Annotated in this window: 16 protein-coding genes and 4 pseudogenes; 7 read left to right on the top strand and 13 right to left on the bottom strand. The window is 54.2% G+C overall.

All coding sequences use genetic code 11. The annotated features are described in order from the left end of the window. Positions 1-2: 2 nt before the first annotated feature. From nuoH to lrhA, 8 genes and pseudogenes are all read right to left on the bottom strand, one after another. Positions 3-980 carry an NADH-quinone oxidoreductase subunit NuoH gene (gene nuoH, locus O1V66_RS02180; protein WP_045047371.1) on the bottom strand — a complete coding sequence of 326 codons (978 nt, stop codon included), beginning with the start codon at positions 978-980 and terminating at the stop codon, positions 3-5. Beyond that, positions 977-3,704: pseudogene (gene nuoG, locus O1V66_RS02175) on the bottom strand (NADH-quinone oxidoreductase subunit NuoG). The gene nuoH and the pseudogene nuoG overlap by 4 nt, the downstream one beginning before the upstream one ends. Positions 3,705-3,907: 203 nt before the next feature. Continuing rightward, on the bottom strand, positions 3,908-5,272 hold the full coding sequence (gene nuoF / locus O1V66_RS02170) for an NADH-quinone oxidoreductase subunit NuoF (protein ID WP_045047372.1): 1,365 nt from the start codon (positions 5,270-5,272) through the stop codon (positions 3,908-3,910). Further along, positions 5,269-5,826, bottom strand: a complete 558-nt coding sequence (gene nuoE, locus O1V66_RS02165; RefSeq protein WP_045047373.1) for an NADH-quinone oxidoreductase subunit NuoE — start codon at positions 5,824-5,826, stop codon at positions 5,269-5,271. Before nuoE ends, nuoF begins: the two co-directional genes overlap by 4 nt. Before the next feature lie 2 nt (positions 5,827-5,828). Continuing rightward, positions 5,829-7,628 carry an NADH-quinone oxidoreductase subunit C/D gene (gene nuoC / locus O1V66_RS02160; protein WP_045047374.1) on the bottom strand — a complete coding sequence of 600 codons (1,800 nt, stop codon included), beginning with the start codon at positions 7,626-7,628 and terminating at the stop codon, positions 5,829-5,831. Positions 7,629-7,746: 118 nt separating this feature from the next. Then, positions 7,747-8,421 (bottom strand): NuoB/complex I 20 kDa subunit family protein, encoded by a 675-nt coding sequence (locus O1V66_RS02155; protein ID WP_045047375.1) that lies wholly within the window; start codon positions 8,419-8,421, stop codon positions 7,747-7,749. 17 nt (positions 8,422-8,438) lie between these two features. After that, positions 8,439-8,903 carry an NADH-quinone oxidoreductase subunit A gene (locus O1V66_RS02150; protein ID WP_045047376.1) on the bottom strand — a complete coding sequence of 155 codons (465 nt, stop codon included), beginning with the start codon at positions 8,901-8,903 and terminating at the stop codon, positions 8,439-8,441. A gap of 751 nt (positions 8,904-9,654) precedes the next feature. Then, entirely contained in the window at positions 9,655-10,593 is a 939-nt protein-coding gene (lrhA, locus tag O1V66_RS02145) for a transcriptional regulator LrhA (protein WP_045047377.1), read from the bottom strand. 997 nt (positions 10,594-11,590) lie between these two features. Between lrhA and O1V66_RS02140 the strand changes: the two genes are divergently transcribed. Further along, positions 11,591-12,805 carry a pyridoxal phosphate-dependent aminotransferase gene (locus O1V66_RS02140; protein ID WP_045047378.1) on the top strand — a complete coding sequence of 405 codons (1,215 nt, stop codon included), beginning with the start codon at positions 11,591-11,593 and terminating at the stop codon, positions 12,803-12,805. A gap of 163 nt (positions 12,806-12,968) precedes the next feature. Continuing rightward, a complete protein-coding gene (gene yfbR, locus O1V66_RS02135; RefSeq protein ID WP_045047379.1) occupies positions 12,969-13,568 on the top strand; it encodes a 5'-deoxynucleotidase in 600 nt (199 codons plus the stop codon). Positions 13,569-13,634: 66 nt separating this feature from the next. Here the strand turns inward: yfbR and yfbV are convergent, their stop codons facing one another. Then, positions 13,635-14,090, bottom strand: a complete 456-nt coding sequence (gene yfbV / locus O1V66_RS02130) for a terminus macrodomain insulation protein YfbV (protein ID WP_045047380.1) — start codon at positions 14,088-14,090, stop codon at positions 13,635-13,637. A 437-nt stretch (positions 14,091-14,527) separates the two neighbouring features. On the opposite strand from yfbV, the gene ackA reads away from it, so the two are divergent. Together ackA and pta are read left to right on the top strand one after the other, a co-directional pair. Beyond that, positions 14,528-15,730, top strand: coding sequence for an acetate kinase (gene ackA / locus O1V66_RS02125; protein WP_045047381.1), 1,203 nt, complete (start codon positions 14,528-14,530; stop codon positions 15,728-15,730). A 125-nt stretch (positions 15,731-15,855) separates the two neighbouring features. Further along, positions 15,856-18,002: pseudogene (pta, locus tag O1V66_RS02120) on the top strand (phosphate acetyltransferase). Positions 18,003-18,084: 82 nt separating this feature from the next. On the opposite strand, the pseudogene O1V66_RS02115 reads toward pta, so the two are convergent. Both O1V66_RS02115 and O1V66_RS02110 read right to left on the bottom strand, forming a co-directional pair. Further along, positions 18,085-19,330 (bottom strand): annotated as a pseudogene (locus tag O1V66_RS02115) (PTS sugar transporter subunit IIC); the annotation flags it as partial. Between the two features lie 80 nt (positions 19,331-19,410). Beyond that, complete coding sequence (locus tag O1V66_RS02110) at positions 19,411-19,710, bottom strand: PTS sugar transporter subunit IIB (protein WP_045047384.1); 300 nt, start codon at positions 19,708-19,710, stop codon at positions 19,411-19,413. Positions 19,711-20,126: 416 nt separating this feature from the next. Here O1V66_RS02110 and O1V66_RS02105 point away from each other — a divergent pair, with 416 nt between their 5' ends. Then, the gene (locus O1V66_RS02105) at positions 20,127-21,143 is read left to right on the top strand and encodes a LacI family DNA-binding transcriptional regulator (protein ID WP_045047385.1); all 1,017 of its coding nucleotides are present in this window, start codon (positions 20,127-20,129) and stop codon (positions 21,141-21,143) included. 39 nt (positions 21,144-21,182) lie between these two features. On the opposite strand, the gene yfcD is transcribed toward O1V66_RS02105, so the two are convergent. Next, positions 21,183-21,734, bottom strand: a complete 552-nt coding sequence (yfcD, locus tag O1V66_RS02100; RefSeq protein ID WP_045047386.1) for an NUDIX hydrolase YfcD — start codon at positions 21,732-21,734, stop codon at positions 21,183-21,185. 307 nt (positions 21,735-22,041) lie between these two features. Here yfcD and O1V66_RS02095 point away from each other — a divergent pair, with 307 nt between their 5' ends. Both O1V66_RS02095 and O1V66_RS02090 read left to right on the top strand, forming a co-directional pair. Further along, positions 22,042-22,671, top strand: a complete 630-nt coding sequence (locus O1V66_RS02095; RefSeq protein ID WP_045047387.1) for a glutathione binding-like protein — start codon at positions 22,042-22,044, stop codon at positions 22,669-22,671. A gap of 177 nt (positions 22,672-22,848) precedes the next feature. Further along, positions 22,849-23,745: pseudogene (locus tag O1V66_RS02090) on the top strand (TIGR01777 family oxidoreductase). A gap of 85 nt (positions 23,746-23,830) precedes the next feature. On the opposite strand, the gene O1V66_RS02085 reads toward O1V66_RS02090, so the two are convergent. Further along, a complete protein-coding gene (locus O1V66_RS02085; protein WP_241481394.1) occupies positions 23,831-25,393 on the bottom strand; it encodes an ABC transporter substrate-binding protein in 1,563 nt (520 codons plus the stop codon). Positions 25,394-25,399: the final 6 nt, after the last annotated feature.

Below are 25,399 nucleotides of genomic sequence, written 5' to 3'. Positions count from 1 at the left end.
TATTAATTTGCGTTGTACAGAATGACCGCGGCGGTACCCAGCAGATTCAGCAAGGTCAGCGGCAGGCAGATACGCCAGCCAAAAGACATCACCTGGTCATAGCGTGGACGAGGCAGCGCGGCGCGCAGCAAAATGAACATCACCATGAAGAAAGCGGTTTTCAACGCAAACCAGATGAACGGCGGCAGGAATGGACCCTGCCAGCCCCCGAAGAACAGGGTGACGATAAGCGCCGAAACGGTCACGATCCCGATGTATTCGCCCACGAAGAACAAGCCGAACTTCATGCCGGAATATTCGATGTGATAACCATCGGCCAGTTCCTGCTCCGCTTCCGGCTGGTCGAACGGGTGACGGTGACATACCGCGACGCCCGCAATCGCAAAGGTCAGGAAGCCGAAGAACTGTGGAATGATGTTCCACAGATGCTCCTGCGAACGGACGATATCCTGCAGATTGAATGATCCGGCCTGCGCCACCACGCCCATCAGAGACAGGCCGAGGAACACTTCGTAGCTCAGCGTCTGGGCCGAGGCACGCATTGCGCCAAGCAGCGAGTATTTGTTGTTGCTGGACCAACCTGCGAACAGCACGGCGTAGACCGTAAGGCCGGCCATCATCAGGAAGAACAGGATACCGATGTTCAGGTTGGCGCCGTACCAGGTCGGCGCCACCGGCACAATCGCGAAGGCCATCAGCATGGAGCTGAAGGCTATCATCGGGGCCAGAGTAAAGATGGCGCGGTCGGAGAATTTCGGCGCCCAGTCCTCTTTGAAAAACATCTTGATCATGTCGGCAACCAGCTGCAAAGAGCCGCCCCAGCCGACACGGTTTGGTCCGTATCGGTTCTGGAACAGGCCCAGCAGACGGCGTTCCGCAAAGCTCATAAACGCGCCGCAGGTGACCACCACCAGCAGAATGACCACCGCTTTCACTACGGCTATCAGGGTGTCGATCACTTCAGGTGTAAACCAACTCATCGGGTTGCCTCCCGCAGATTCTCAACCGTTGCGCCAACCAGCACCGGAGGAATTCCCGGCAAGCCCAGCGGCAGACCAACTTGTCCTTTGTTCAGCGTTTCGCTCAGACGTACCGGCAGTGTCAGCGTCTGACCGCCGCAGGTAAACTCGACCTGCGTGCCCTGATTGACACCGAGCTGGGCGGCATCCGCCGGATTCACCATCACGTAGGCTTCTGGCATACGCTGCTGGATCACGTGTGAACGTTGCGACATCTCTTCGCTGCCGAACAGGTGATAGTAAGGCGCGACACGCCAGTGATTTTCTTCGGCAGCAAAGGCAGCCGGAATTTCGCTGTAATAGTCGAGACCGCCCTCGCCCGCTTCAATCAGACGCACACCCGGATCGCCATGACGCAGCTTGCCACCGACTTCAGCCTGGAACTTGTTCCACGCCTGCGGGGAGTTCCAGCCCGGTGCCCAGGCAAACGGCACCTGTTGACGATTGGCGTAAGGGCTGTTGTTGCCTTCCATCGAGAAGGCAAACATGGTGTCTTTGTCCTGCGGCTGACGCGGTTCATGCACGTTGATGTTGGCGCGCATGGCGGTACGGCCGCTGGAACGGTTTGGCGAACGGGCAAGTTTTTGTCCGCGAATACGGAATGAGGCGTCCGGCGCGGCTTCGACCATGCCTTTCAGCTGTGGTAGAGCGGCGACGCACGCTTCAATGACGTGATCCAGCTGGGTCCAGTCAACCTGACGGCTGTTGAGCGTGGAGTGCAGCGAATGCATCCAGCGCCAGCTTTCGAGCATCACAACGCTGTGGTCGTAGTAGGCCGGGTCATACACCTGGAAGAAGCGCTGGGCGCGGCCTTCCTGATTGACCAGCGTCCCGTCGCTCTCGGCGAAGCTTGCCGCAGGCAGGATAAGGCTGGCCTTGTCCATGATGCGGGTGCGTTGGTGATCGACCACCAGCAGGTTCTGGATTTTGCTCAGCGCCGCATCGATATCGGCTTCCGGGGCCTGGCGATAGAGGTCGTTTTCCATCACGATGGCGCTGTCTGCGCCGCCGTTTGCCAGCAGGCTCAGCGCGTCATCGAGATTGCCGCCGCCTATGAGCGACAGGCCGATGCTGTTGGCAGAAGAGGCAATAAAGGTAATACCGACATCGCTACCCCGTGCTTTCAGCGCTTTCGCCACGTTGGCGGCGGCCGCGATAATCGCGTCGCTGCCCGCATTGGTGCCGGTGATAATCAGCGGCTTACGAGCGCCGGTCAGCGCCTGCATGATCATGTCGACCTGCTTGTCGACGCCTTCGGCCAAGTCACCGACCGCCGGCGCGGAGGCGTCGATGGCGTGGGCAATCGCAAAGCCGAAGCGTGCCTGCTCGTCGACCGGTGCGCGGAAGTTCAGCGCCGCAATATCATCGAGACGGGTGTTGTCGACGTTGGTTACAAACAGCGGATGCTTGGCGTGCTGACCGATGGTCTGCACCGCCGCAATCTGCCAGTCGGCGACTCGCTGGGCAGCGGCCATAGCGCGCGCCTTGCCTTTCACCGCCTGACGCACGGCCAGCGCAATACGCGCACCGGTTTGCGTCAAATCTTCACCCAGCACCAGCACGGCATCGTAGGATTCGATATCGTGCAGCGCAGGCGTGGTGACGCCGCTGTTTTTCAGGATGTTCAGCATCATCGCCAGACGATTTTGTTCCGCCGCGTTGATGCCGGTATAGAAGTTTTCGGCCCCCACCAGCTCGCGCAACGCAAAGTTGCTTTCAAGGCTGGCGCGCGGTGAACCGATGCCGATGGTTTTGCCGGACTGGCGCATGATATCCGCCGCGCCCTGCATCGCCTGCTCGGCGTTCAGTGCGATCCAGTCGTTGCCGCGCTGCTGCATCGGATGTTTAGGGCGATCTTTTGCATTCACGTAGCCATAGCCGAAACGGCCGCGGTCGCACAGGAAGTAGCGGTTTACCGTGCCGTTGTAGCGGTTTTCGATACGACGCAATTCCCCGTAGCGCTCGCCGGGGCTGGTGTTACAGCCTACGGAGCACTGCTGGCAGATGCTCGGCGCAAACTGCATGTCCCATTTACGGTTGTAACGCTTCGGAGTGCGTCTTGTCGGTGAATACGCCGGTCGGGCAGACTTCGACCAGGTTGCCGGAGAATTCGCTTTCCAGCGGACCGTCTTCCGGGCGACCAAAGTAGACGTTGTCATGCGCGCCGTACACGCCCAGATCGGTGCCGTCCGCGTAGTCCTTGTAGTAGCGGACACAGCGATAACAGGCGATACAGCGGTTCATCTCGTGAGAAATGAACGGACCGAGATCCTGATTCTGGTGGGTACGTTTGGTGAAACGATAGCGACGCGTGGCGTGGCCGGTCATTACTGTCATATCCTGCAAATGACAGTTACCGCCCTCTTCGCACACCGGACAGTCGTGTGGGTGGTTGGTCATCAACCACTCGACCACGCTCTCGCGGAACTCTTTGGCTTCTCCGTCATCGATGGAAATAAAGGTTCCATCGGATGCAGGCGTCATACATGACATCACCAAACGGCCGCGCGTATCTTCCGCATTTTGGTATTGCTTGACCGCACATTGGCGACAAGCTCCAACGCTTCCCAGCGCCGGATGCCAGCAAAAATAAGGAATATCGAGGCCAAGCGAAAGGCAAGCCTGAAGTAGGTTGTCCGCTCCGTTAACATCGTATTCTTTGCCGTCTACATGAATCGTAGCCATAGTCAGCATGCTTCCACAAGGCCCGTCTCGCAACGGGCGTTAATCAAAATTCTGGCTTTCCCTTGTCTTTCGACTGCGGGTAGCGGCTGCCTTTCTCACCGCCGTCACTTACGGCTGTAAGCGTCGGGGCGTGGGTTCAGTTGCCGCTATCTGCATGCCCAACTCGTTCGGGAAAGAATTTTTAAAATCTTTTCAAGCGCGTCTTACCAGCGCTCTTTCAGCAGGTTGTTTGGCTGTATGCCGCCAATTGCCCGCGCATTGTTGAAATGCTGCGTGGCGATACCTGCTTCGAATTCGTCGCGAAAATATTTGATGGCACTCTGCAAGGGTTCCACGGCACCCGGCGCGTGGGCGCAGAATGTCTTACCCGGACCCAACTGGCGGCAGAGCTGCTCGAGCGTTTCGATATCTCCGGGCTGACCTTTGCCCTGCTCCAGCGCGCGCAGGATCTTGACGCTCCACGGCAATCCGTCGCGACAGGGCGTACACCAGCCGCAGGACTCGCGCGAGAAGAACTCTTCAAGATTACGGACCAGAGAAACCATACCGATTTCGTGATCCACCGCCATGGCGAGCGCGGTGCCGAGACGGCTGCCGGCTTTGCCGATGCTGGCAAACTCCATCGGCAGATCCAGATGCTTATCGGTCAGGAAGTCAGTACCCGCGCCGCCTGGCTGCCAGGCCTTGAATTTCAGCCCGTCGCGCATGCCGCCCGCGTAGTCTTCGAGAATCTCGCGCGCCGTGGTGCCAAACGGCAGTTCCCACACGCCCGGATTCTTGACGCGACCCGAGAAGCCCATCATTTTGGTGCCGGTGTCTTCGCTGGTCGAAATGCCCTTGTACCACTCCACGCCGTTGGCCAGAATCGCCGGCACATTGGAGAGCGTCTCGACATTATTGACACAGGTCGGCTTGCCCCATGCCCCGACGGACGCCGGGAATGGCGGCTTGGAGCGCGGGTTGGCACGACGGCCTTCCAGCGAGTTGATAAGTGCCGTCTCTTCGCCGCAGATGTAGCGACCCGCGCCGGTGTGGACTATCAATTCGAAATCGAAGCCGGTGCCGAGAATGTTCTTGCCGATAAACCCGGCCTCACGCGCCTCTTCGATGGCGCGACGCAGATTCACGGCGGCCTCGATATATTCGCCGCGCAGGAAGATGTAGCCACGGTAGGCTTTCAGCGCGAAGGCGCTAATCAGCATGCCTTCAACCAGTTGATGCGGCATCTGCTCCATCAGCAGGCGGTCTTTATAGGTACCCGGCTCCATTTCATCGGCGTTGCACAGCAGGTAGCGGATGTTCATGGATTCGTCTTTCGGCATCAGGCTCCACTTTAATCCGGTGGAGAAGCCCGCGCCGCCGCGCCCTTTCAGGCCGGAATCTTTTACCAGCGCGACGATTTCGTCAGGCGACATGCCATTCAGCGCCTTTTCAGCCCCTGAATAGCCGTTTTTGCTGCGATATTCGTCGATCCAGACCGGTTGCTGGTCTTCGCGCATGCGCCAGGTCAGAGGATGCATCTCGGGCGTGCGGATAATTTCCTTGGGCGTATAGCCGTAGACATTCATGAGTAACGCTCCAGTAACTGACCTATCTCTTCGGGTTTCAGGTAGCTGTGCGTGTCTTCATCAATCATCATGGTAGGGCTTTTGTCGCAGTTGCCGAGACAGCAGGTCGGCAACAGGGTAAAGCGACCATCCGGCGTGGTTTCACCCGGTTTGATATTGAGTTTGGCCTCGATGGCTGCCTGAATGCCCTGATAACCCGTGATGTGACAGACCACGCTGTCGCAATAGCGGATAACGTGACGCCCTACCTGCTGACGGAAGATCTGACTGTAGAAGGTGGCAACCCCTTCGACGTCGCTTGCAGGAATGCCTAGAATGTCGGCGATGGCGTAAATTGCGCCGTCCGGCACCCAGCCACGCTCTTTCTGCACGATTTTCAGCGCTTCGATAGACACCGCGCGGGCATCTTCGTAGTGGTGCTTTTCGTGTTCAATCGCCTCGCGTTCCGTCGCGCTCAGTTCGAATGTCGGTTTTCCGGCCTGTGCGGCATCGTAGGCGGCAGGCGTAGAGACGTTGATATACTGAAGCTCTGAGTTTTTATTGAGATCTGTCATCGTTAGCGGTCCACATCTGACATTACAAAATCGATACTGCCCAGGTAGACGATAAGGTCGGAAACCAGGCTGCCACGAATCACTGACGGGATTTGCTGCAAATGCGGGAAGCTTGGCGTACGCACGCGGGTACGGTAGCTCATGGTGCTGGCATCGCTCGTCAGGTAGTAGCTGTTAATGCCCTTGGTCGCCTCGATCATCTGGAAGGATTCGTTGGCAGGCATGATTGGCCCCCACGAAACCTGCAGGAAGTGGGTTATCAGGGTTTCAATGTGCTGAAGCGTGCGCTCTTTCGGCGGCGGCGTGGTCAGCGGGTGATCCGCCTTGAACGGGCCTTCCGGCATGTTGTCGACACACTGCTGCAAGATGCGCAGGCTCTGGCGCATCTCTTCCATTTTCAGCATCACGCGGGAATAAGAGTCGCTGACGCCATCGCCGACCGGCACTTCAAAGTCGAAGTTTTCATAACCGGAGTACGGACGCCATTTACGCACGTCGAACTCGATGCCGGTGGCACGAAGGCCTGCGCCCGTGGTGCCCCACGCCAGCGCATCGTCGGCGTTGTAGGCGGCAACGCCTTTGGAGCGCGCGACCAGAATGCTGTTTTTCAGCGCGGTCTTCATGTAGGCGTCGAGACGTTTCGGCATCCACTCGAGGAATTCGCGCATCAGGCGTTCCCAGCCTTTCGGCAGGTCGTGCGCCACGCCGCCGATACGGAACCACGCCGGGTGCATACGAAAGCCGGTAATCGCTTCCACTACGTCATAGATTTTCTGACGATCGGTGAAGGCGAAGAAGACCGGCGTCATCGCGCCGACGTCCTGAATAAAGGTCGAGATGTAAAGCAGGTGGCTGTTGATACGGAACAGTTCGGAGAGCATCACGCGAATAGTGTTTACGCGATCGCCTACGGTGATCCCGGCCAGTTTTTCAACCGCCAGCACGTAGGGCATTTCGTTGACGCAACCGCCGAGGTATTCGATGCGGTCGGTGTACGGAATATAGCTGTGCCAGGACTGGCGTTCGCCCATTTTCTCGGCGCCGCGGTGGTGATAACCGATGTCCGGAACGCAGTCGACAATCTCTTCGCCATCGAGCTGCATGACGATGCGAAACGCACCGTGCGCCGACGGGTGGTTAGGGCCGAGGTTCAGGAACATGAAGTCTTCGTTTTCGGTGCTGCGCTTCATGCCCCAGTCTTCGGGCTTGAAGGTCAGCGCTTCCATTTCGAGATCTTCTTTCTGTTTGGTCAGCTCGAACGGATCGAATTCGGTGGCACGCGCCGGATAGTCTTTACGCAGCGGATGCCCTTCCCACGTTTTCGGCATCATGATGCGCGTCAGGTGCGGGTGGCCGTCGAAGGTAATGCCGAACATTTCCCAGGTTTCGCGTTCGTACCAGTTGGCGTTCGGGTACACCTTGGTCAGCGTCGGTAAATGCAGGTCGTTTTCGGCCAGCGCCACTTTCAGCATGATGTCGCTATTGCGCTCGATGGAAAGCAGGTGATAGAAAACGGAGAAATCCGCAGCGGGCAGGCCGTCACGGTGAGTACGCAAACGCTCGTCTACGCCATGCAGGTCATACAGCATGACATAGGGTTTCGGCTGCTTGCGCAGAAAGGTAATTACTTCCAGGATCTGTTCGCGTTTAATCCATACCACCGGGATACCGGTACGGGTCGGCTGAACAGAAAAGGCCTCTGGCCCAAAACGGTTACGCAGCTCGCCAATGACCGGATCATCGAGATGATCGCGGGTCTGCCATGCTGGCTGAGCGAGGTCTTGCGTCGTCAAATCTGTCATATTTTCTCACCACACAAAATGGTCATTTATGCCCAAGGGGATAGGACACCTGGCGTGCAACCGTCATTTTCTTGAAGTCATGGCCTGACGGTTTGCCCCTCAGGGTTGACGGACAGTGTTAAATCTCGTCAGGGGTACGCAAATTCGTCACGGCAATACGCTCGGCGCGTTTACGCTCTTTTTCAGACTGCATATTGGCGCGATAGACACCCTGATCGCCAACGACCCACGACAGCGGGCGACGCTCTTTTCCGATGGATTCCTGAAGCAGCAGCAACGCCTGCATATAGGCTTCTGGACGCGGCGGGCAACCCGGAATGTAAACGTCTACCGGCAGGAACTTGTCGACGCCCTGCACGACCGAATAGATGTCGTACATGCCGCCGGAGTTGGCGCAGGCACCCATCGAGATAACCCATTTCGGTTCGAGCATCTGGTCGTACAGACGCTGGATAACCGGCGCCATTTTGGTAAAGCAGGTTCCGGCAACCACCATAAAGTCGGCCTGACGCGGTGAAGCACGGATAACTTCCGAGCCGAATCGCGCCACGTCATGCACCGCAGTAAATGACGTGGTCATTTCTACGTAGCAGCATGAGAGACCAAAGTTGAATGGCCAAAGCGAGTTTTTACGACCCCAGTTCACCACGTCGTGCAGGGCATGCTCGAGTTTGCCCATATACACGCTGCGATTGACTTCCTGCTCGAGCGGATCGGAAACCGTCTCTTGCTTTTGCAGGGGGTAACGGTCGTTCTCACCGTTCGGGTCTAAGCGGGTGAGCGTATAGTCCATCTTGATGCCTCACTTTATTATTGGCGTTTGCCGTGCGGGTGATTGCTGGTCTTAATGACTGGGCTCGGGATAACCGGGCTGGCTTTGACAGGACCTTTCGAACGGGTTGGGGTCCAGTCAAGCGCACCGATGCGAACCAGATAAAACAGGCCGGCTAAAAGTACGAAAATGAAAATGGCGGCTTCGACAAAGCCGGTCCATCCGCTTTCGCGGATAGAAGTGGACCAGGCATAGAGGTACAGGGCCTCCACGTCGAAAATCACGAAGAACATCGCGACCAGATAGAATTTTGCCGACAGGCGCATATGAGTGGAGCCCACGGGGGCAATACCCGACTCGAATGGCGTCTCCGTGTTACGTCCGCGTACCTTCCCTCCCAGGAAAGCGGCGCCGAGCAACATCAGGCAACAAAGGCCGACCGAGATAACGAGAAAAACTGCGAGCGCCCAGTTATGAGCGATGACATCTGTGGTTGTTGACATACTCTATGCTTACTCATCAAAAGTGGCGTGCTGCATTTGCTCTTGAACGGCAACTTGCCTGCCACATCGATTCAAGGGAAGGATTAATAACCACCAGTCTTCACGGGCCCTTCACCCTGAAGTCATCACGATTAAGCTGAGACTTCAGACACTCCGGGTTAACAAAAAGCGATTATCCAGTGAAACACTGTGGGCTTTTTACCCTTTTCTATAACCTTTTGTCAACTTTGACAAAAGTATCTCCACGTTATTTTACATCTTTAGCATTTTATTAACATAACATGCTTAAATTCGCAGCTAAATCGAGTCAGTCGCAATGTAAAAAAAAGGATGGTTGTTAACGGGAGTCAATGCTTTAGCTTCTACCCTTACTATTGTCGCAGGTATGTTCCATTCTTCCACTCTGAATACAGGGTTATTTATTGATCCAGGACACGTTTTGGGCAAGATTGCTAAAAATTAAGGCAATTTTTGAATGAATTTTGTTTAACGTTTTAAAAAAATCTGCATTTGCTAAAAAAATGGCACAAGCGTGGGTATCAAATTCTGCTTATAAAGTGTGCAGTCGAGAGCATGAGATGACGATTCAGGGCGCAAGAAGGAGAGGATTTGACGGCAGAAAAGGCGATAAAATAGGCGGTTGATAAAGAAAATCTTATGTGTTGTCTGTTTTTTAACCTTTGCGGATATTCCCTTTCCCCCGCCCCGAGGAATTGACAGGAGGGCGGGGAGAGGAAAAACCCAACTCCGGTCAGGATTTGGGAATATCTTCATACTCGTCGTCAGTGTCTACCCGCTGGGAGTAGCTGTTGAGCGAATAAGGGTCACTTCCCTGCTCGACGGCGTTGAAAATAGCCTGCGCGAGGTCGTTGTTACAGTTGTTGTTTTTATACAGCACATATTGCGTATCAGGCAGTCTTGGCAGACCATCCTGCTCGCCCAGCACGCGCAGTTCAGGACTCATCATTTCGATAGGTCGAACGGTTACGCCAAGACCGGCTCGCACCGCCGCGCGAATGGCGGAGAGCGTAGAGGCGACATAGGCGATTCGCCACGGAATACCGGCCTTGTTGAGGTGGTCGATAGCCATGGTACGATACGGGCTAGGGTCATCCAGCAGCACCAGCGGCACGCTATCGCCCGGCGGATAGGTGAAATCAGCAGAGCAATACCAGAGTGTCGGCGAGGTTCGCAACACAATATGGGGATGGTCGGTCGTGGTCATGGTGGTGATGGCCAGGTCTATCTCGTTGCTTTCCAGCATCGGCAACATCAGCGGACTGCGTTGCACGCGAACGTCGATGGAAAGCTTCGGATAAATCGAGGTTACCCGGCTCAGCAGATAAGGCAAAATGGTGTCTGCCGTATCGTCCGAAGCGCCAATGGTCACTCCGCCCTGAATGTCGCTGTACATAAGGGAAGTACAGGCTTCATCGTTAAAGCGTAATATTTTACGTGCGTAGCCAAGTAACTGAATACCGTGTTCCGTCAATAACTTATTGCGTCCATGCCTGGCGAACAGTTCTTTACCTACCAACTGCTCAAGACGTTGCATTTGTTGACTGACGGCCGATTGGGTACGACATACCGCAGCGGCTGCGGCGGCAAAGGTATTTAAATCGGCGACGGCAACAAAAGTCCTAAGCAAGTCTAAATCCAGATTAAGAATTGGACGATTTGCATTTGTCATAGTTTTTCTTCACTTTTAAAATCTAATAACAAGCTACCCTGATAATGCGAAAAAAGTTTTCGCAAAACGCAGAATACCAGATCTGAATGCCACTCACTCTTAGATAATGAAGAAATGAGAAATATTTCTACTCTACAACTCTTTTCTAAATGATTATCATTAATCGACTTTTTCAAATAGTTATTAAATTCAATTAAATATAATGGCTAAATGGAAAAGCCCGAGACAATCATTCATTAACCCAGCTGTACAGTAGCGCTCCTCCGGCTCATTTCAACGGCTGTCAAGGCAGGCACAGCGTAACGCTAGCAATGTGCTAAATATCAAACTTCAAAATAAATGTGCGTAAATCAATTAATCGGTAAAGCCAAATTTTGTGATATCAAAAAGGAGATCTCGCTCTCATTTTAATAAGACAAATCTTAGAGTGTTTTTGTGTCTGATTAATCTTATCGCCATCTTCAGCGATGAAAATTTAATTCCCGGTTCTAAAGAAATCATCAGATTCGTTTAACTAATTCCTTACGTTATTATGCTCCTATGCGCTTGAAGCTTTTTAGATTTCCTTTTCCGAGTTCTTTTATACACTATTAAAAAACACAATGGCGCTGTAGCGAGTCAGTTTAAGATTAAGCCCACCAACGCAAAATATTGCTAGCATTGTTCTATTTTTCAAGATAATAGCGCTCAAACATGCCTATCATGATGAATAAATTAAGGTATCTGCTGTACACAGCCGAATACACTGTCAATCTGCTTTTACCCCCATTAGGCAAATCTTTATTCTGCGATAAATAAAATTTAAAGCGATTAATCTCACTCCGCGCTATCAATCAGGTGATTGATGTCACAACCGGCACGGCGTCTGCTGTTTTACGCCAAAGCCTGACTTTGCTCTTCAAAATCTGCCGCCGTGAGAGTAAATTGTCGGCTTCGCTATGTTCTGAAGCACCATACCCCACGGAAGAACAAGCTTTACCGCAAAAGGCAACAGACTATGTCCCCCATTGAAAAATCCCGCAAACTGGATAACGTTTGCTACGACATCCGCGGCCCGGTGCTGAAAGAAGCAAAGCGTCTGGAAGAAGAAGGCAATAAAGTTCTTAAACTGAACATCGGCAACCCTGCCCCGTTCGGCTTCGACGCGCCCGATGAAATTCTGGTGGATGTTATCCGCAACCTGCCTACCGCGCAGGGCTATTGCGACTCCAAAGGCCTGTTCTCCGCGCGTAAAGCCATCATGCAGCACTATCAGGCGCGTGACATGCGCGACATGACCGTAGAGGACGTCTATATCGGCAACGGCGTATCCGAGCTGATTGTGCAGTCCATGCAGGCACTGCTTAACACCGGTGACGAGATGCTGGTGCCGGCACCCGACTATCCGCTGTGGACCGCGGCCGTGTCACTGTCCGGCGGCAATGCCGTACATTACCTGTGTGACGAAGGTGCCGACTGGTTCCCCGACCTCGATGACATTCGCGCCAAGATCACGCCGCGCACCCGTGGCATTGTCATTATCAACCCGAACAACCCGACCGGCGCCGTCTACAGCCAGGAGCTGCTGATGGAGATAGTCGAGATTGCGCGCGAACATAATCTGATCATCTTCTCCGACGAGATCTACGACAAGATCCTCTACGATGAGGCGCAGCACATTTCCATCGCGTCGCTGGCTCCCGATCTACTGACCGTGACCTTCAACGGTCTGTCAAAAACCTACCGCGTGGCGGGCTTCCGTCAGGGCTGGATGGTATTGAACGGACCTAAAAAGCATGCGAAAGGCTACATTGAAGGCCTGGAGATGCTGGCGTCGATGCGCCTGTGCGCCAACGTGCCGATGCAGCACGCCATTCAGACTGCGCTGGGCGGATACCAGAGTATCAGCGAATTTATCCAGCCAGGCGGCCGTCTGGTCGAGCAGCGCAACGCGGCATGGGAAATGATCAACCAGATCCCGGGCGTTTCCTGCGTCAAGCCGAAAGGCGCGCTCTATATGTTCCCTAAAATCGACGCCAGGCGCTTTAACATCCACGACGATCAGAAACTGGTGCTCGACCTGCTTCTCCAGCAGAAAGTCCTGCTTGTGCAGGGTTCGGCGTTTAACTGGCCGTATCCCGACCACGTGCGCATCGTGACACTGCCGCGCGTCGACGAACTGGAAATGGCCGTGGGCAAACTCGGACGCTTTTTAGAAACGTATCGCCAGTAAAACTCCCTTTTTCAGGCTACACGAACGCTTCACATCGCCCTATTTTCCCTTGCTGCCCGGGTTCGGCAGGGGAATAGGCGCGAATCCCCGTGCATCTGTAGCTTGAAAGATGAGGGGCATGTGCCAGAATGGGACTCTGTTTAAAGCTACAAGAGAGAGTCCCATGAGCCAAAGTCACTTTTTTGCCCATTTATCGCGCCTCAAGCTTATTGGTCGCTGGCCTCTCATGCGCAATGTGCGCACCGAAAATGTCTCCGAACACAGTTTGCAGGTGGCCTTTGTGGCCCATGCCCTCGCCCTCATCAAAAATCGCAAGTTTGATGGCAACCTGAATGCCGAACGCGTCGCGCTGCTGGCGATGTACCACGATGCCAGCGAAGTGCTGACCGGCGATATGCCAACGCCCATCAAGTATTACAATCCGCAGATTGCCCATGAATACAAAAAAATCGAGCAGATTGCCCAGCAAAAGCTGATTGAGATGCTGCCGGAGGAGTTTCAGGACGACTACCGTTCGCTGATTGACGAACATCATTTCAGCGATGACGAAAAGAAAACGGTCAAGCAGGCCGATGCGCTTTGCGCCTATCTAAAGTGCCTGGAAGAGTTGTCGGCGGGCAACAGCGAATTTACCATGGCGAAAACGCGCCTGGAGCGCACGCTCGCCGAAAGACAGAGTCCGGAGATGGACTATTTCATGGCCGTGTTTATCCCGAGCTTTAGCCTGTCACTGGATGAAATCAGTCAGGAATCGCCGCTGTAACCCGTTATTCCCGCCAAATCCGTCAACAAGGCTATGTCACTTCCTCCGCATCGGGAGGAAGTGTGCCTACAGGTCGTCGAGGAAGGTCTTGTCGAGCTGTTTGAACGCCCGTTTCAGGACTTCGGCGAGAGACTGGTAGGTCGGCGCGCCTTCGATAGGTGCCAGCGCCTGTCCCGATTCCACAAGCTTATGACGCACTTCATGGAACCATCCCAGCAATGTAGGCGGCAGTGGTGTAACCGAACGACGGCCCAGCCACCATAGTCCCTGCATTGGCAGGCTACAGGCGAAAATCGACGTCGCGACGGCCGGACCGAGTTGTCCACCCAGCGCAATCTGCCAGGCCAGCGTGAACACGGCCAGCGGCGGCATAAAGCGCACGCCGAAGCGTGTTGCGGTAGCGATACGATTTTCAGGGAACACCGGCGCAAGGCGTTTGTCCGATGGCCACGTTTTCATATAGTGCTGCCCGCGCTGAAAAATCTGAAACCAACCGACTGAACCCGATGGTTTGCTCGTCATGGTGCACCTCAACATCTTAAATTTTAAAAATAATTTGTAAAACTGAAAATATATTTTATCACTCATAAATATATTTTGTTTTTATCAAAACCTGTCGGTATTCTAGCCGGGCCTCTGGGGCACTTAAATGGATAGCGAAATAACCTTATTAATACAACTGGCTTTACCGCATTTTACTCTTTTTAACATCGCGGGGAAAACAGGCTGTAGCGATTGAACGAATCGGCAGTAACTTAATCAAACAAGTTACCGGATGACGTCAAATCGGGTCGGCAGCCTGCTAAACGATGATGAGTAGACCCTGCCATTACCTGGTTTCGGTATGATGTTAATCATAATTGCCGCTTCCATAATGCGCTACGCTTATGTGATTCTGCTAATTGATTAACCATGTGTATTGTTACTTAACGGCACCAACACAATAAATAGGTACTTCCATGTCAAGTAAGTTAGTTCTGGTTCTTAACTGTGGCAGCTCTTCGCTCAAGTTCGCCATCATCGACGCCGTCAACGGCGAAGAACATATTTCAGGTCTGGCCGAATGCTTCCATCTTCCCGAAGCGCGCATCAAATGGAAACTGGATGGCAGCAAACATGAAGCTGCTCTGGGCGCAGGTGCGGCCCACAGTGAAGCACTGAAGTACATCGTTAATACTATTTTCGCCGAAAAGCCAGAACTATCTGCCAATCTTGTCGCTATCGGGCATCGCATCGTTCACGGCGGCGAGAAGCTGACGCAGTCAGCCATCATTGACGCCGACGTGTTGCAGGGTATCAAAGATTCCATCCCGTTTGCACCGCTGCACAACCCTGCCCATCTTATTGGTATCGATGAAGCCCTGAAATCCTTCCCGAAACTGGCCGACAAGAACGTTGCCGTGTTCGACACCGCGTTCCATCAGACCATGCCGGAAGAGTCTTACCTCTATGCCCTGCCCTACAAATTATATCAGGATCACCACATTCGCCGTTATGGCGCTCACGGTACCAGCCATTTCTACGTGACGCAGGAAGCCGCCAGAATTCTGGGTAAACCGGTTGATGAGGTGAATCTCATCACCTGTCATCTAGGCAACGGCGGCTCCGTCAGTGCGATTCGCAACGGCAAGTGTGTCGATACCTCGATGGGTCTGACCCCGCTCGAAGGGCTGGTGATGGGCACGCGCAGCGGCGACATCGACCCTGCCATCATTTTCCATCTTCATGACTCGCTCGGCATGAGCGTTGACCAGATCAATACCATGCTGACCAAGGAATCCGGCCTGCTCGGCCTGACCCAGGTCACCAGCGATTGCCGTTATGTCGAAGACAACTATGAAAAAGAAGCCAACGCCAAACGTGCGATGGACGTCTTCTGTCACCGACTGGCGAAATATATCGGTGCCTACACGTCGCTGATGGAAGGCCGCCTTGACGCGGTAGTCTTCACCGGCGGCATTGGGGAAAACTCCTCGCAGGTGCGTGAACTGACCCTCAACAAGCTCGGCCTGCTGGGCTTTGAAGTGGACAGCGAACGCAATCTGGCCGCGCGCTTTGGTAAAACGGGCGAGATTGGGAAAGAAGGCACCCGTAAGGCACTGGTTATTCCGACCAACGAAGAGCTGGTGATTGCGCAGGACGCCGCGCGACTCACCGCCTGATACCATGTTCCTCACTGCCAGCCCTTGCTGGCAGTGTTATTTTCACCGCAGGCAGGCGTTGCCATGCATTACAGCAGACCGCTGCCTGGAAATTGTCAAAGAGGTTTGCCGTGTCTCGTACAATCATGTTGGTTCCTATTGGCAGTAGCGTCGGTCTGACCAGCGTCAGCCTGGGCGTTATTCGCGCCATCGAGCAAAAAGGCGTGAGCCTGAGTGTGTTCAAGCCGGTTTCCCAGCCGCGCACGGGGGCGATGCGCCCGACCAGACCACCACTATCATTCGTGCCAACTCCAATATCACCGCGGCCGAACCGCTGAAAATGAAACACGTTCAGAGTCTGCTGAGTTCGAACCAGCAAGACGTGCTGATGGAAGAGATAGTCGCCAACTACCATGCCAACACCAAAAACGCCGAAGTGGTGCTGGTGGAAGGTCTGGTTTCGACCCGCACCCATCAGTTCGCCAGCGCCTTGAACTATGAAATCGCCAAAACCCTGAACGCCGAGATTGTCTTTGTTATCGGTCAGGGCAACGATACCGCCGAACAGCTCAAAGACCGCATCGAGCTGGCACGCAGCGTATTTGGCGGCAGCAAAAACAAGAACATTACCGGTGTCATCGTCAACAAGGTGAATGCGCCGGTGGACGATGAGGGCCGCACCCGCCCCGATCTGTCCGAAATCTTCGACGACTCCGACAAGGCAAACTTCTCGCAGGTCGATATCGAGCAGCTGGTCGCCGTCAGTCCGATGCCGGTGCTGGCCTGCATTCCGTGGAGTTTCGACATGATTGCCGTGCGCGCCATCGACATGGCGAAGCACCTGAATGCGCGCATCATCAACGAAGGCGATATCCAGACCCGCCGCGTGAAATCGGTGACTTTCTGCGCGCGCAGCATTCCGAACATGCTGTCGCTGTTCCGCCCGGGTTCGCTGCTGGTCACCTCCGCCGATCGCCCCGACGTGCTGGTCGCCGCCTGTCTGGCCGCAATGAACGGCATCGAACTGGGCGCGCTGCTTCTGACCGGCGGCTATCCGGTGGATGAACGTGTTCAGGCTCTGTGCGCCCGTGCTTTCGAAACCGGGTTGCCGGTGTTTATGGTCGATACCAATACCTGGCAGACGTCGCTGAATCTGCAAAGTTTCAACCTCGAAGTGCCTGCCGATGACCATCAGCGTGTCGAAAAGCTGCAAAACTATGTCTCCTCTCATATCAACGCCGACTGGATTGACTCGCTGAGCGCCCATTCCGAACGTTCGCATCGCCTGTCACCGCCAGCCTTCCGCTACCAGTTGACTGAACTGGCGCGTCAGGCCGGTAAACGTATCGTTCTGCCGGAAGGCGACGAGCCGCGTACCGTCAAGGCCGCTTCACTGTGCGCCGAACGCGGCATTGCAGAATGCGTGCTGCTGGGTAATCCCGACGAAATCAAACGTGTCGCGGCCGCGCAGGGTATCGAACTGGGCGCAGGCATTCAGATTGTCGACCCCGAGGTCGCGCGTGAAGCCTATGTGGCGCGTCTGGTTGAATTGCGTAAAAGCAAAGGCATGACCGAAGTGGTCGCGCGCGAACAGCTGGAAGACAACGTAGTGCTTGGTACCTTGATGCTCGAGCAGGGCGAAGTCGACGGACTGGTCTCCGGCGCGGTCCATACGACCGCCAACACCATTCGACCGCCGTTGCAGCTTATCAAAACGGCACCGGGCAGCTCGCTGGTTTCGTCCGTGTTCTTCATGCTGCTGCCGGATCAGGTGCTGGTGTATGGCGACTGCGCGATCAACCCGGATCCGACCGCCGAGCAGCTTTCGGAGATCGCCATTCAGTCGGCGGATTCTGCCGCCGCGTTCGGCATCGAGCCGCGCGTTGCAATGATCTCCTACTCCACCGGCACGTCCGGTGCAGGTAGCGACGTCGAGAAAGTGCGCGAAGCCACGCGTCTGGCGCAGGAAAAACGCCCGGATCTCATCATCGATGGTCCGTTGCAGTACGATGCGGCAATCATGGCGGACGTGGCGAAATCGAAAGCGCCAAATTCGCCGGTCGCCGGACAGGCAACCGTGTTTATCTTCCCGGATTTAAACACCGGTAACACCACCTACAAGGCGGTACAGCGTTCGGCGGACCTGGTTTCCATCGGCCCTATGTTGCAGGGGATGCGCAAACCGGTAAATGACCTGTCGCGCGGTGCGCTGGTTGACGATATCGTCTATACCGTTGCGCTGACGGCGATTCAGTCTGCACAGGCCGACGCGGCGCTTGCCGTCGAATCCTGATAGCTTGAATAGACGCTAGCCGGTCCCTGTGACCGGCTTTTTTATGTCCAATATCGGCACATTACTGGAAAAAATTCAGAATATGGCCATAAATCAGCCCAACGCTTATGATATCTGCGTCGCTGAACGTCACGTTTTGCAGACCATAGCTGCCAAGCAGCGGAAGCAGCAGCGCCGGTAACAGGGTAATAAGCAGGCCGTGGAAGATCCCGCCTATCACCGCGCCCCGCCGTCCACCCACTGCATTGGCAAAGATCCCGGCCGTGCCACCGGCAAAAAAGTTGGTCAACATGCCAGGCAGGATCATCGCCAGTCCGACACCAGGAAACAGAAACATCCCGATAATCGAGCCGAGCGTGGTCGACAGAAATCCTACGATTACCGCGTTGGGCGCATACGGAAACAGCACCGGGCAATCCAGCGCCGGAATGGCATTGGGCACGATACGCAGGGCAATGCCGCGAAACGCGGGCACAATTTCTGCCAGCAGCAACCGCACACCCGCCAGCAGGACATACACCCCGACCACAAACTGCACCGATTGCAGGAATGCATAAATCAGATAACTCACGCCGTTGGCGTATTGCGCCACAACCTCGGGACCTGCCGCGATCGTCGGGATCAGATAAATCGGGATCATCACCACCATCATCGACAGATAGGTGTCCTGCAAAAAGGAGAACGCGCTGGGCAACGCGAGATCTTCGGTGCTTTTACTCGCATCGCCGGTCAGTTTGGCGACGCCCGCCTGAATGATATAGCCCAGCGTACAGAAATGGCCGAGAGCAATATCATCGGAGCCGGTAATTTTGCGCACGATAGGCTGCGCGATGGCGGGCATGCCGACCGACATCAGTCCGGCTATCGTTCCGCCAAGCAGAATCAGCTCGGTACCTCGCAGGCCGCCCATATAGCCGACTACCGAGCAGACGGTCGCCATCCACAGCGAAGCCTGCCCGGTCAGGAAGATGTATTTGAAGCGGGTGAAACGCGCGACGAGAATATTGATCAAGAAACGCCAGCACCATGATGAGCGCCGTTTCCCGTCCGAGCGTTTGCTGGGCAATACCGGCAATCGAGCCGACATCCGTGACCACCCCGCGCATGTTGAAGCCTTTCTGGAACACTTCGCCCAGGAAGTTGAGCGCGGAGACGATGATATTGGCACCGGCCAGCAGCACCAGAAACCCCAACAGCGTTTTCAGGGTGCCGGTGATGACCTGCCCTGCGCTTTTCTTGAGCGCAATGAGCCCCACCATCGCGATAAGGGCAATTAATATTGAAGCCTGGCCTAAAATATCATTCACGATAAAATATAAAAAAGACATTAGCTGTCCCTCGCACTCGCAGCCAGTAAATTAGGCGTAGCGATCGTTGTTATTATTTACGCCAAGATGAAGCATTCAGACTAATTCAAATATCCGAGGTCCTTTAATATCGGCGTCAGCTTTTCGGTTATCTCTTTTTTATCTACAAGGCGTTTAAGATAAATTACAGTAGAATTAAGCGTATAATTCTCAAATTGCGGTTTGAAATTGGCTCCGGTCATAATAATATCGGCCCTCGTCGACGCCGCGCTCGAGATATCGCAATGTGCAAGATTCGCTTTGACGCCCATCTCTTTCAGCGCTGCCTCGATGCTCATCTCGCAGGCGAAACTGCTGCCTAACCCTGCCCCGCACACTGCCAATATGGTTAATGATTTCATTGTGATACCTCATATTTCAGAATTGAAAATCGGCTTTTCCGGCTAGCGATGGGCCGGATTTCGAGTGAAGCGGTTTACCTTTCATTCGTTGCATTTCGCAAAGGTTGAACGCGTTTGAGTATGCTTTTTAATCAGGAAATAACTGTGATTCAGCGCACAAAGATAGCGCTATCATTTGGGACGATCGCTTTTTGTGATAGCGCTATCATAATTGGCACATCTCTTTACATTATTTACCCGCTAATGAACTATGCTAAAATTCGGGACTGTTTTATGAGGTGACACTGCCACATCATTAATAAATGTGCGGCAGTAATCGCGTTGTTTATTAAACAATCCGTAAATAACGCACTCATGGATAAATAATTTTCGAAATCGTTAAACGGTATTCAAGAAGCTGGCTCAGGAGTCGCAATATGGAGGGAAGGAAACGCCGGGGAACGGGTCGGGCCACGCTGGCCGACGTGGCAAAGTTAGCCAATGTCGGGACCATGACCGTCTCACGCGCCCTGCGCCAACCTGACAGAGTCTCCGACAAGCTAAGGGTGAAGATTGAATCGGCGGTCGCCGAGCTTGGCTATATTCCGAACTCTTCCGCCAGCGCGCTGGCTTCTGCCTCGTCGAACGTGGTGGCGGTGGTTACCTCGTCACTTGCCGAATTTGGTCACGCCGAAATGATGGCAGGCGTGCAGGAGATCCTGATTCCCGCCGGTTACCAGTTGATGCTGGCCGAGTCGCAGAATCAGGAATCGCGCGAGCAAAAGCTGCTTGAAACCTTTCTTTCCTACAATCTGGCCGCCGTTATCCTGTTTGATGCGCGCCATACCACCGCCACCTACGAATTGCTGTCGCAGGCGCAACTGCCGATTGCCGAGCTGGGTGCGGCGCTCGAAAAACCCCTGGATATCAATATTGGCATCGATAACGCGGCGGCGACGTATCAGCTTGCCGAGCACCTGATTTCATTGGGTTACAGCCGGATTGGACTCATGTCGGCGGCGCAGAAACCGTGGGTTTCGCAACAGCGGCTGCGCGGCTGGAATCGGGCATTGCTCACCCATAATCTGTCGACCACGCGGGTTATCAGCACCTATGAGCCTTCGAGTTTCAGTGTGGGTGCCAGTCTGTTACCCGAGCTATTGCTGAACTGGCCGGATATGGACGCGCTGATTTGCAGCAGCGATGAGCTGGCCTGCGGTGCTCTTTTCGAATGTCAGCGCCGCAAGATTCAGGTGCCTCGAGACTTGGCGATTGTCGGCTTTGGCAACAGTGATGTCAGCAAGGTCTGCCAGCCGCCGTTAACGACCATGGCGGTGCCACACAGAGAAATCGGGATTCAGGCAGGCAAGGCATTGCTTGCAAAAATGCAGGATGAAGCGTGGGAGTCGCAGAGAATATTGCCGTCAACCCTCTGTAAACGGGAGAGTTGTTAGGGGAATGCGCTGAGCGAACAGCGCATTTCGGATAGCCGATTATTCGTCGACGCTTAACGGCTTGCCGTGATCTTTATCGTTGTTGCGGCTCATCCAGAGCGACAGCGCCTTTAGCGAATCCGGCGTGAATTCATCGCAGCGTGCAGTAATTTCTTCCGGTTTCATCCAGCGAACTTCGGCCACTTCTTCTTCCTGCAGGGCAAATGGCCCGTGAGAAACGCAGCTGAACAACGACCCCCACACACGGCAGTTATCTTCCTCAAAATAGAAAGCTCCGTGTTCGGCAAAGGGCACACCGGCAATACCCAGTTCTTCTTCGGCTTCGCGACGTGCGGATTCGATAATGTTTTCGCCGCTCTGCACCACTCCGCCCGCCGTGGCATCCAGCCAGCCCGGATAGAAATCTTTGATGTCGGTTCGACGCTGAACCAGAATATTTCCACTGCCATCGTGCACCACAATATAGCTGGCACGGTGACGCAGGTTTTGAGCGCGCATCTGTTGGCGACTCGACTGGGCAATCACTTCGTTTTCTTCATTAACGATATCAACCCACTCGCTGCTGCCGGTGTTTTGCTCTTGGTTCGTCATCCTGTAAAACCTTCTCTAATGCGCGCAAAAGGCGCAGTGATTTTTTAATGAGTCCGCTGATTCTATCCGGCTCATCGGAATCGCTCAATAGCAACAGATGCGTTAGTAGTAGGTAAAAGCTATGTCAACCGGCGGTATAAACCATCAGACTCGTCTCACATAGCCTGCTATTATTATCAGTTACATTACTCTCTCGTCACGCCATTCAGAGAGAGATTACCGTTCAGGGAATACCGGCGCATCCAGCCCCATCCGCTGATTAATAACAGGCCGATGGACGATTAAAACTATTATGCAGGAGGCACAAATGATCGATCTTTATTACGCACCCACGCCCAACGGCCATAAAATAACGTTATTTCTGGAAGAAACCGGACTTCCCTATCGACTTCACCGCGTCGATACCCATTCCGGAGAACAGTTTCAGCCCGCCTTTCTTGCGATATCCCCCAATAATAAAATTCCAGCCATCGTCGATACGCAGCCCGTGGACGGCGGTGTGCCGCTAAGCCTGTTCGAGTCTGGAGCTATTTTGCAGTATCTGGCCGAAAAATCCGGCAAACTGCTTGGCAAGGAGTTGCGTGAAAGAACCCGCACCCTGCAATGGTTGTTCTGGCAAATGGCTGGTTTTGGTCCGATGTTGGGGCAGAATCACCATTTTACGCATTTTGCACCGCAGCCCGTTCCTTATGCAATAGAGCGCTTTCAGCAGGAAACCCGTCGCCTGTATGGCGTGTTGAATACGCAGCTTGTGAAGCAGGCCTATCTTTCCGGCGAGCATTACAGCATTGCCGATATTGCTACCTACCCTTGGGTCGTGGCGCATGAGCGGCAACGTATTGATTTGGCAGATTATCCTGCCGTACAGATTTGGTTCGAGCGCATAAAAAATCGCCCGGCAACGCAAAGAGCCTACGCGATGGCCGAGGTAAAATAATTCGCCTGGCCTCTTTCTGCGGGGGCCATTCTCCTTTCTCCTAATTTCCTCTCTGCCTAAAAACCCTGCCTTTATAAGTACAGGATGTGCACTGCATCGCGTGTCGGTGGCGTTGGATAAACTATGCTGATAACTAGGGTACGGACTGTGCTATCAGCAGGTTATCAGGAGAAAGACATGAAAATTTTAATAACCGGTGCCAGTGGACTGATTGGACGTCGTTTGACGGAAAAACTCCTGGAACAGTCACACGAGGTCACCGCCTTGACCCGTGCGCCGGAGCGCGCCGCCAAAATTCTCGGACCCAAAGTCACACTTTGGCGATCGCTTGAGGGCAGAACATCACTGGATGATTTTGACGCCGTCATCAATCTGGCCGGTGAACCCATTGCAGACAAACGCTGGACCAAAGAGCAGAAACAGAAACTTTGCGACAGCCGCTGGCAGCTGACGGAGAAGCTTTCACAGCTGATTAATGCCGGCGAAACGCCCGCCTGCGGTGTTTATTTCGGGATCGGCGGTGGGCTATTACGGCGATCAGGGGCAGGCGGTGGTAGCTGAGGACGAACCGCCCAACAAACAGTTTACCTGGCAGCTTTGTGCCCGCTGGGAGGCGCTGGCGCTCGCCGCGCAAAGCGACAGGACGCGCGTCTGCCTGTTGCGAACCGGTGTGGTGCTGGCCAAAAAAGGTGGCGCACTGGCCAAGATGATCCTGCCCTTCCGCGCAGGGCTGGGGGGCCTCTTGGCGACGGTCAGCAATATATGCCGTGGATACACATCGACGATATGGTCGCCGCCATCCTGTTTCTACTACAGCATGAAACGCTTAATGGCCCGTTCAATATGGTTGCGCCCTATCCCGTGCGAAACGATCAGTTCAGTGCGCTGCTCGGCGAAACCTTGCACCGCCCTTCCTTTATGCGCGTGCCGGCGGGCGTCGTGCGTTTGCTGATGGGCGAGTCTGCGGTGCTGGTGCTCGGCGGGCAACGCGCCATACCTCAGCGACTCGAAGATGCTGGATTTGAATTTCAATATAAAGAGTTGAAGCCCGCCATCGAGGAAGTGCTTGGCTAGGCCAGACCATTGCGGATGATTTTTGCTCTAAAACACGCTTATTAAAAAGTTGGCCTTTAGATCGGGCGATCCAAAGGCCATTCTTTTATTTTATCGATGTTTGGTAGAACACGTGTTTACCAAAGGGGTCGACCTCATAACCGCTGACTTCCTTGCGCACGGGTTCATAGATAGTCGAATGGGCAATCATGACCGCAGGCGCCTGCTCATGCATCATCTGCTGCGCCTGCTGATAAAGCGCGATGCGCTTTTGCTGATCGGTTGTCGCGCGTGCTTCGCTAATCAGCTTGTCAAACGGCGGATAACACCATTTGGCCGAGTTCGAACCGCCCTGCGCCGCTTTACAGGTATATAACGGGCCAAAGAAGTTATCCGGATCGCCGTTGGCTGTGGTCCAGCCCATCAGCGCAGCCATGTGCTCGCCGTTGCGAATACGTGTCTGATATTCCGCCCACTCATAGCTGACAATGTGCGCCTTGACGCCAATTTTCGCCCAGTCGGACTGAATCATTTCTGCCATGCGACGCGCATTGGGATTGTAAGGACGTTGAACCGGCATCGCCCATAAATCGATATCAAAGCCGTTCGGATATCCAGCCTCCGCCAGCAATGCCTTGGCTTTTTCTGCCGAGAACTCGTAATCCTGCATCGTCTTGTCTTCGCTGCTCCAGACACCCGGCGGCAGTAAACTTTTCGCAGCAGTGCCTGTTCCCTGGAAGACGGCCTCGATAATCGACGCCTTGTTAATCGCCATGCTTAGCGCCTGACGCACTTTCACATTATCCAGCGGCTTTTTCTGCGTATTAAACGACAGGAAACCCGTGTTGAGGCCCGATTTACTCATCAGGGTGATATCTTTGTTGTCTTTCAAACGCTGCAAGTCGGCCGGATTCGGGAAAGGCATAACCTGACACTCGTTTTTCTCGAGTTTGGCCATACGCACCGAAGCATCGGGCGTGATGCTGAAAATCAGGCGATCGATTTTCGATTTACCCTGCCAATACTGCGCAAACGCTTTATATAAGATTCGCGTGTCTTTCTGATATTGCACCAGCTCGAACGGGCCGGTGCCGACAGGATCGGTATCGACCTTCTGCGGCGTACCGGCTTTCAACATCTGGTCAGCATATTCGGATGAAAGAATCGAGGCGAAATACCAGCCGAGATCCGCAATAAACGGCGCTTCGGGGCGGGAAAGATTAAAGCGTACCGTGTAATCATCCACGCGATCGATGCTGGATATCAGATTGCTCATATCCAGACTGTCGAAGTTGAGGTAGGTGCCATTGGAGATGTTGTGGTACGGATTCTTTGGGTCTTTCTGGCGCATAAACGAAAAAATGACGTCGTCGGCGTTGAAGTCACGGGTCGGCGTAAACAGCTTGTTACTCTGGAATTTAACCCCTTTGCGCAAATGAAACGTGTAGGTTTTTCCATCTGGACTGATTTCCCAGCTTTCCGCCAGACTCGGCACCAGCTCCGTTGTGCCCGTTTTAAAATCCACCAGGCGGTTATAGATAGGTACGGCGCTGGCATCAACGTTCGTGCCCGAGGTATATAGCTGGGGATTGAAAATATCCGGCGAGCCTTCTGAGCAATAAACCAGCGTTTGTGCAGAAGCGCCTGCCACCATCGCCATTGCCAACATGCCGGT

Source organism: Rouxiella chamberiensis (genome assembly GCF_026967475.1).
In the GTDB taxonomy this organism is placed as follows: domain Bacteria; phylum Pseudomonadota; class Gammaproteobacteria; order Enterobacterales; family Enterobacteriaceae; genus Rouxiella; species Rouxiella chamberiensis.
This window is presented reverse-complemented; position numbering and strand designations above follow the sequence as displayed.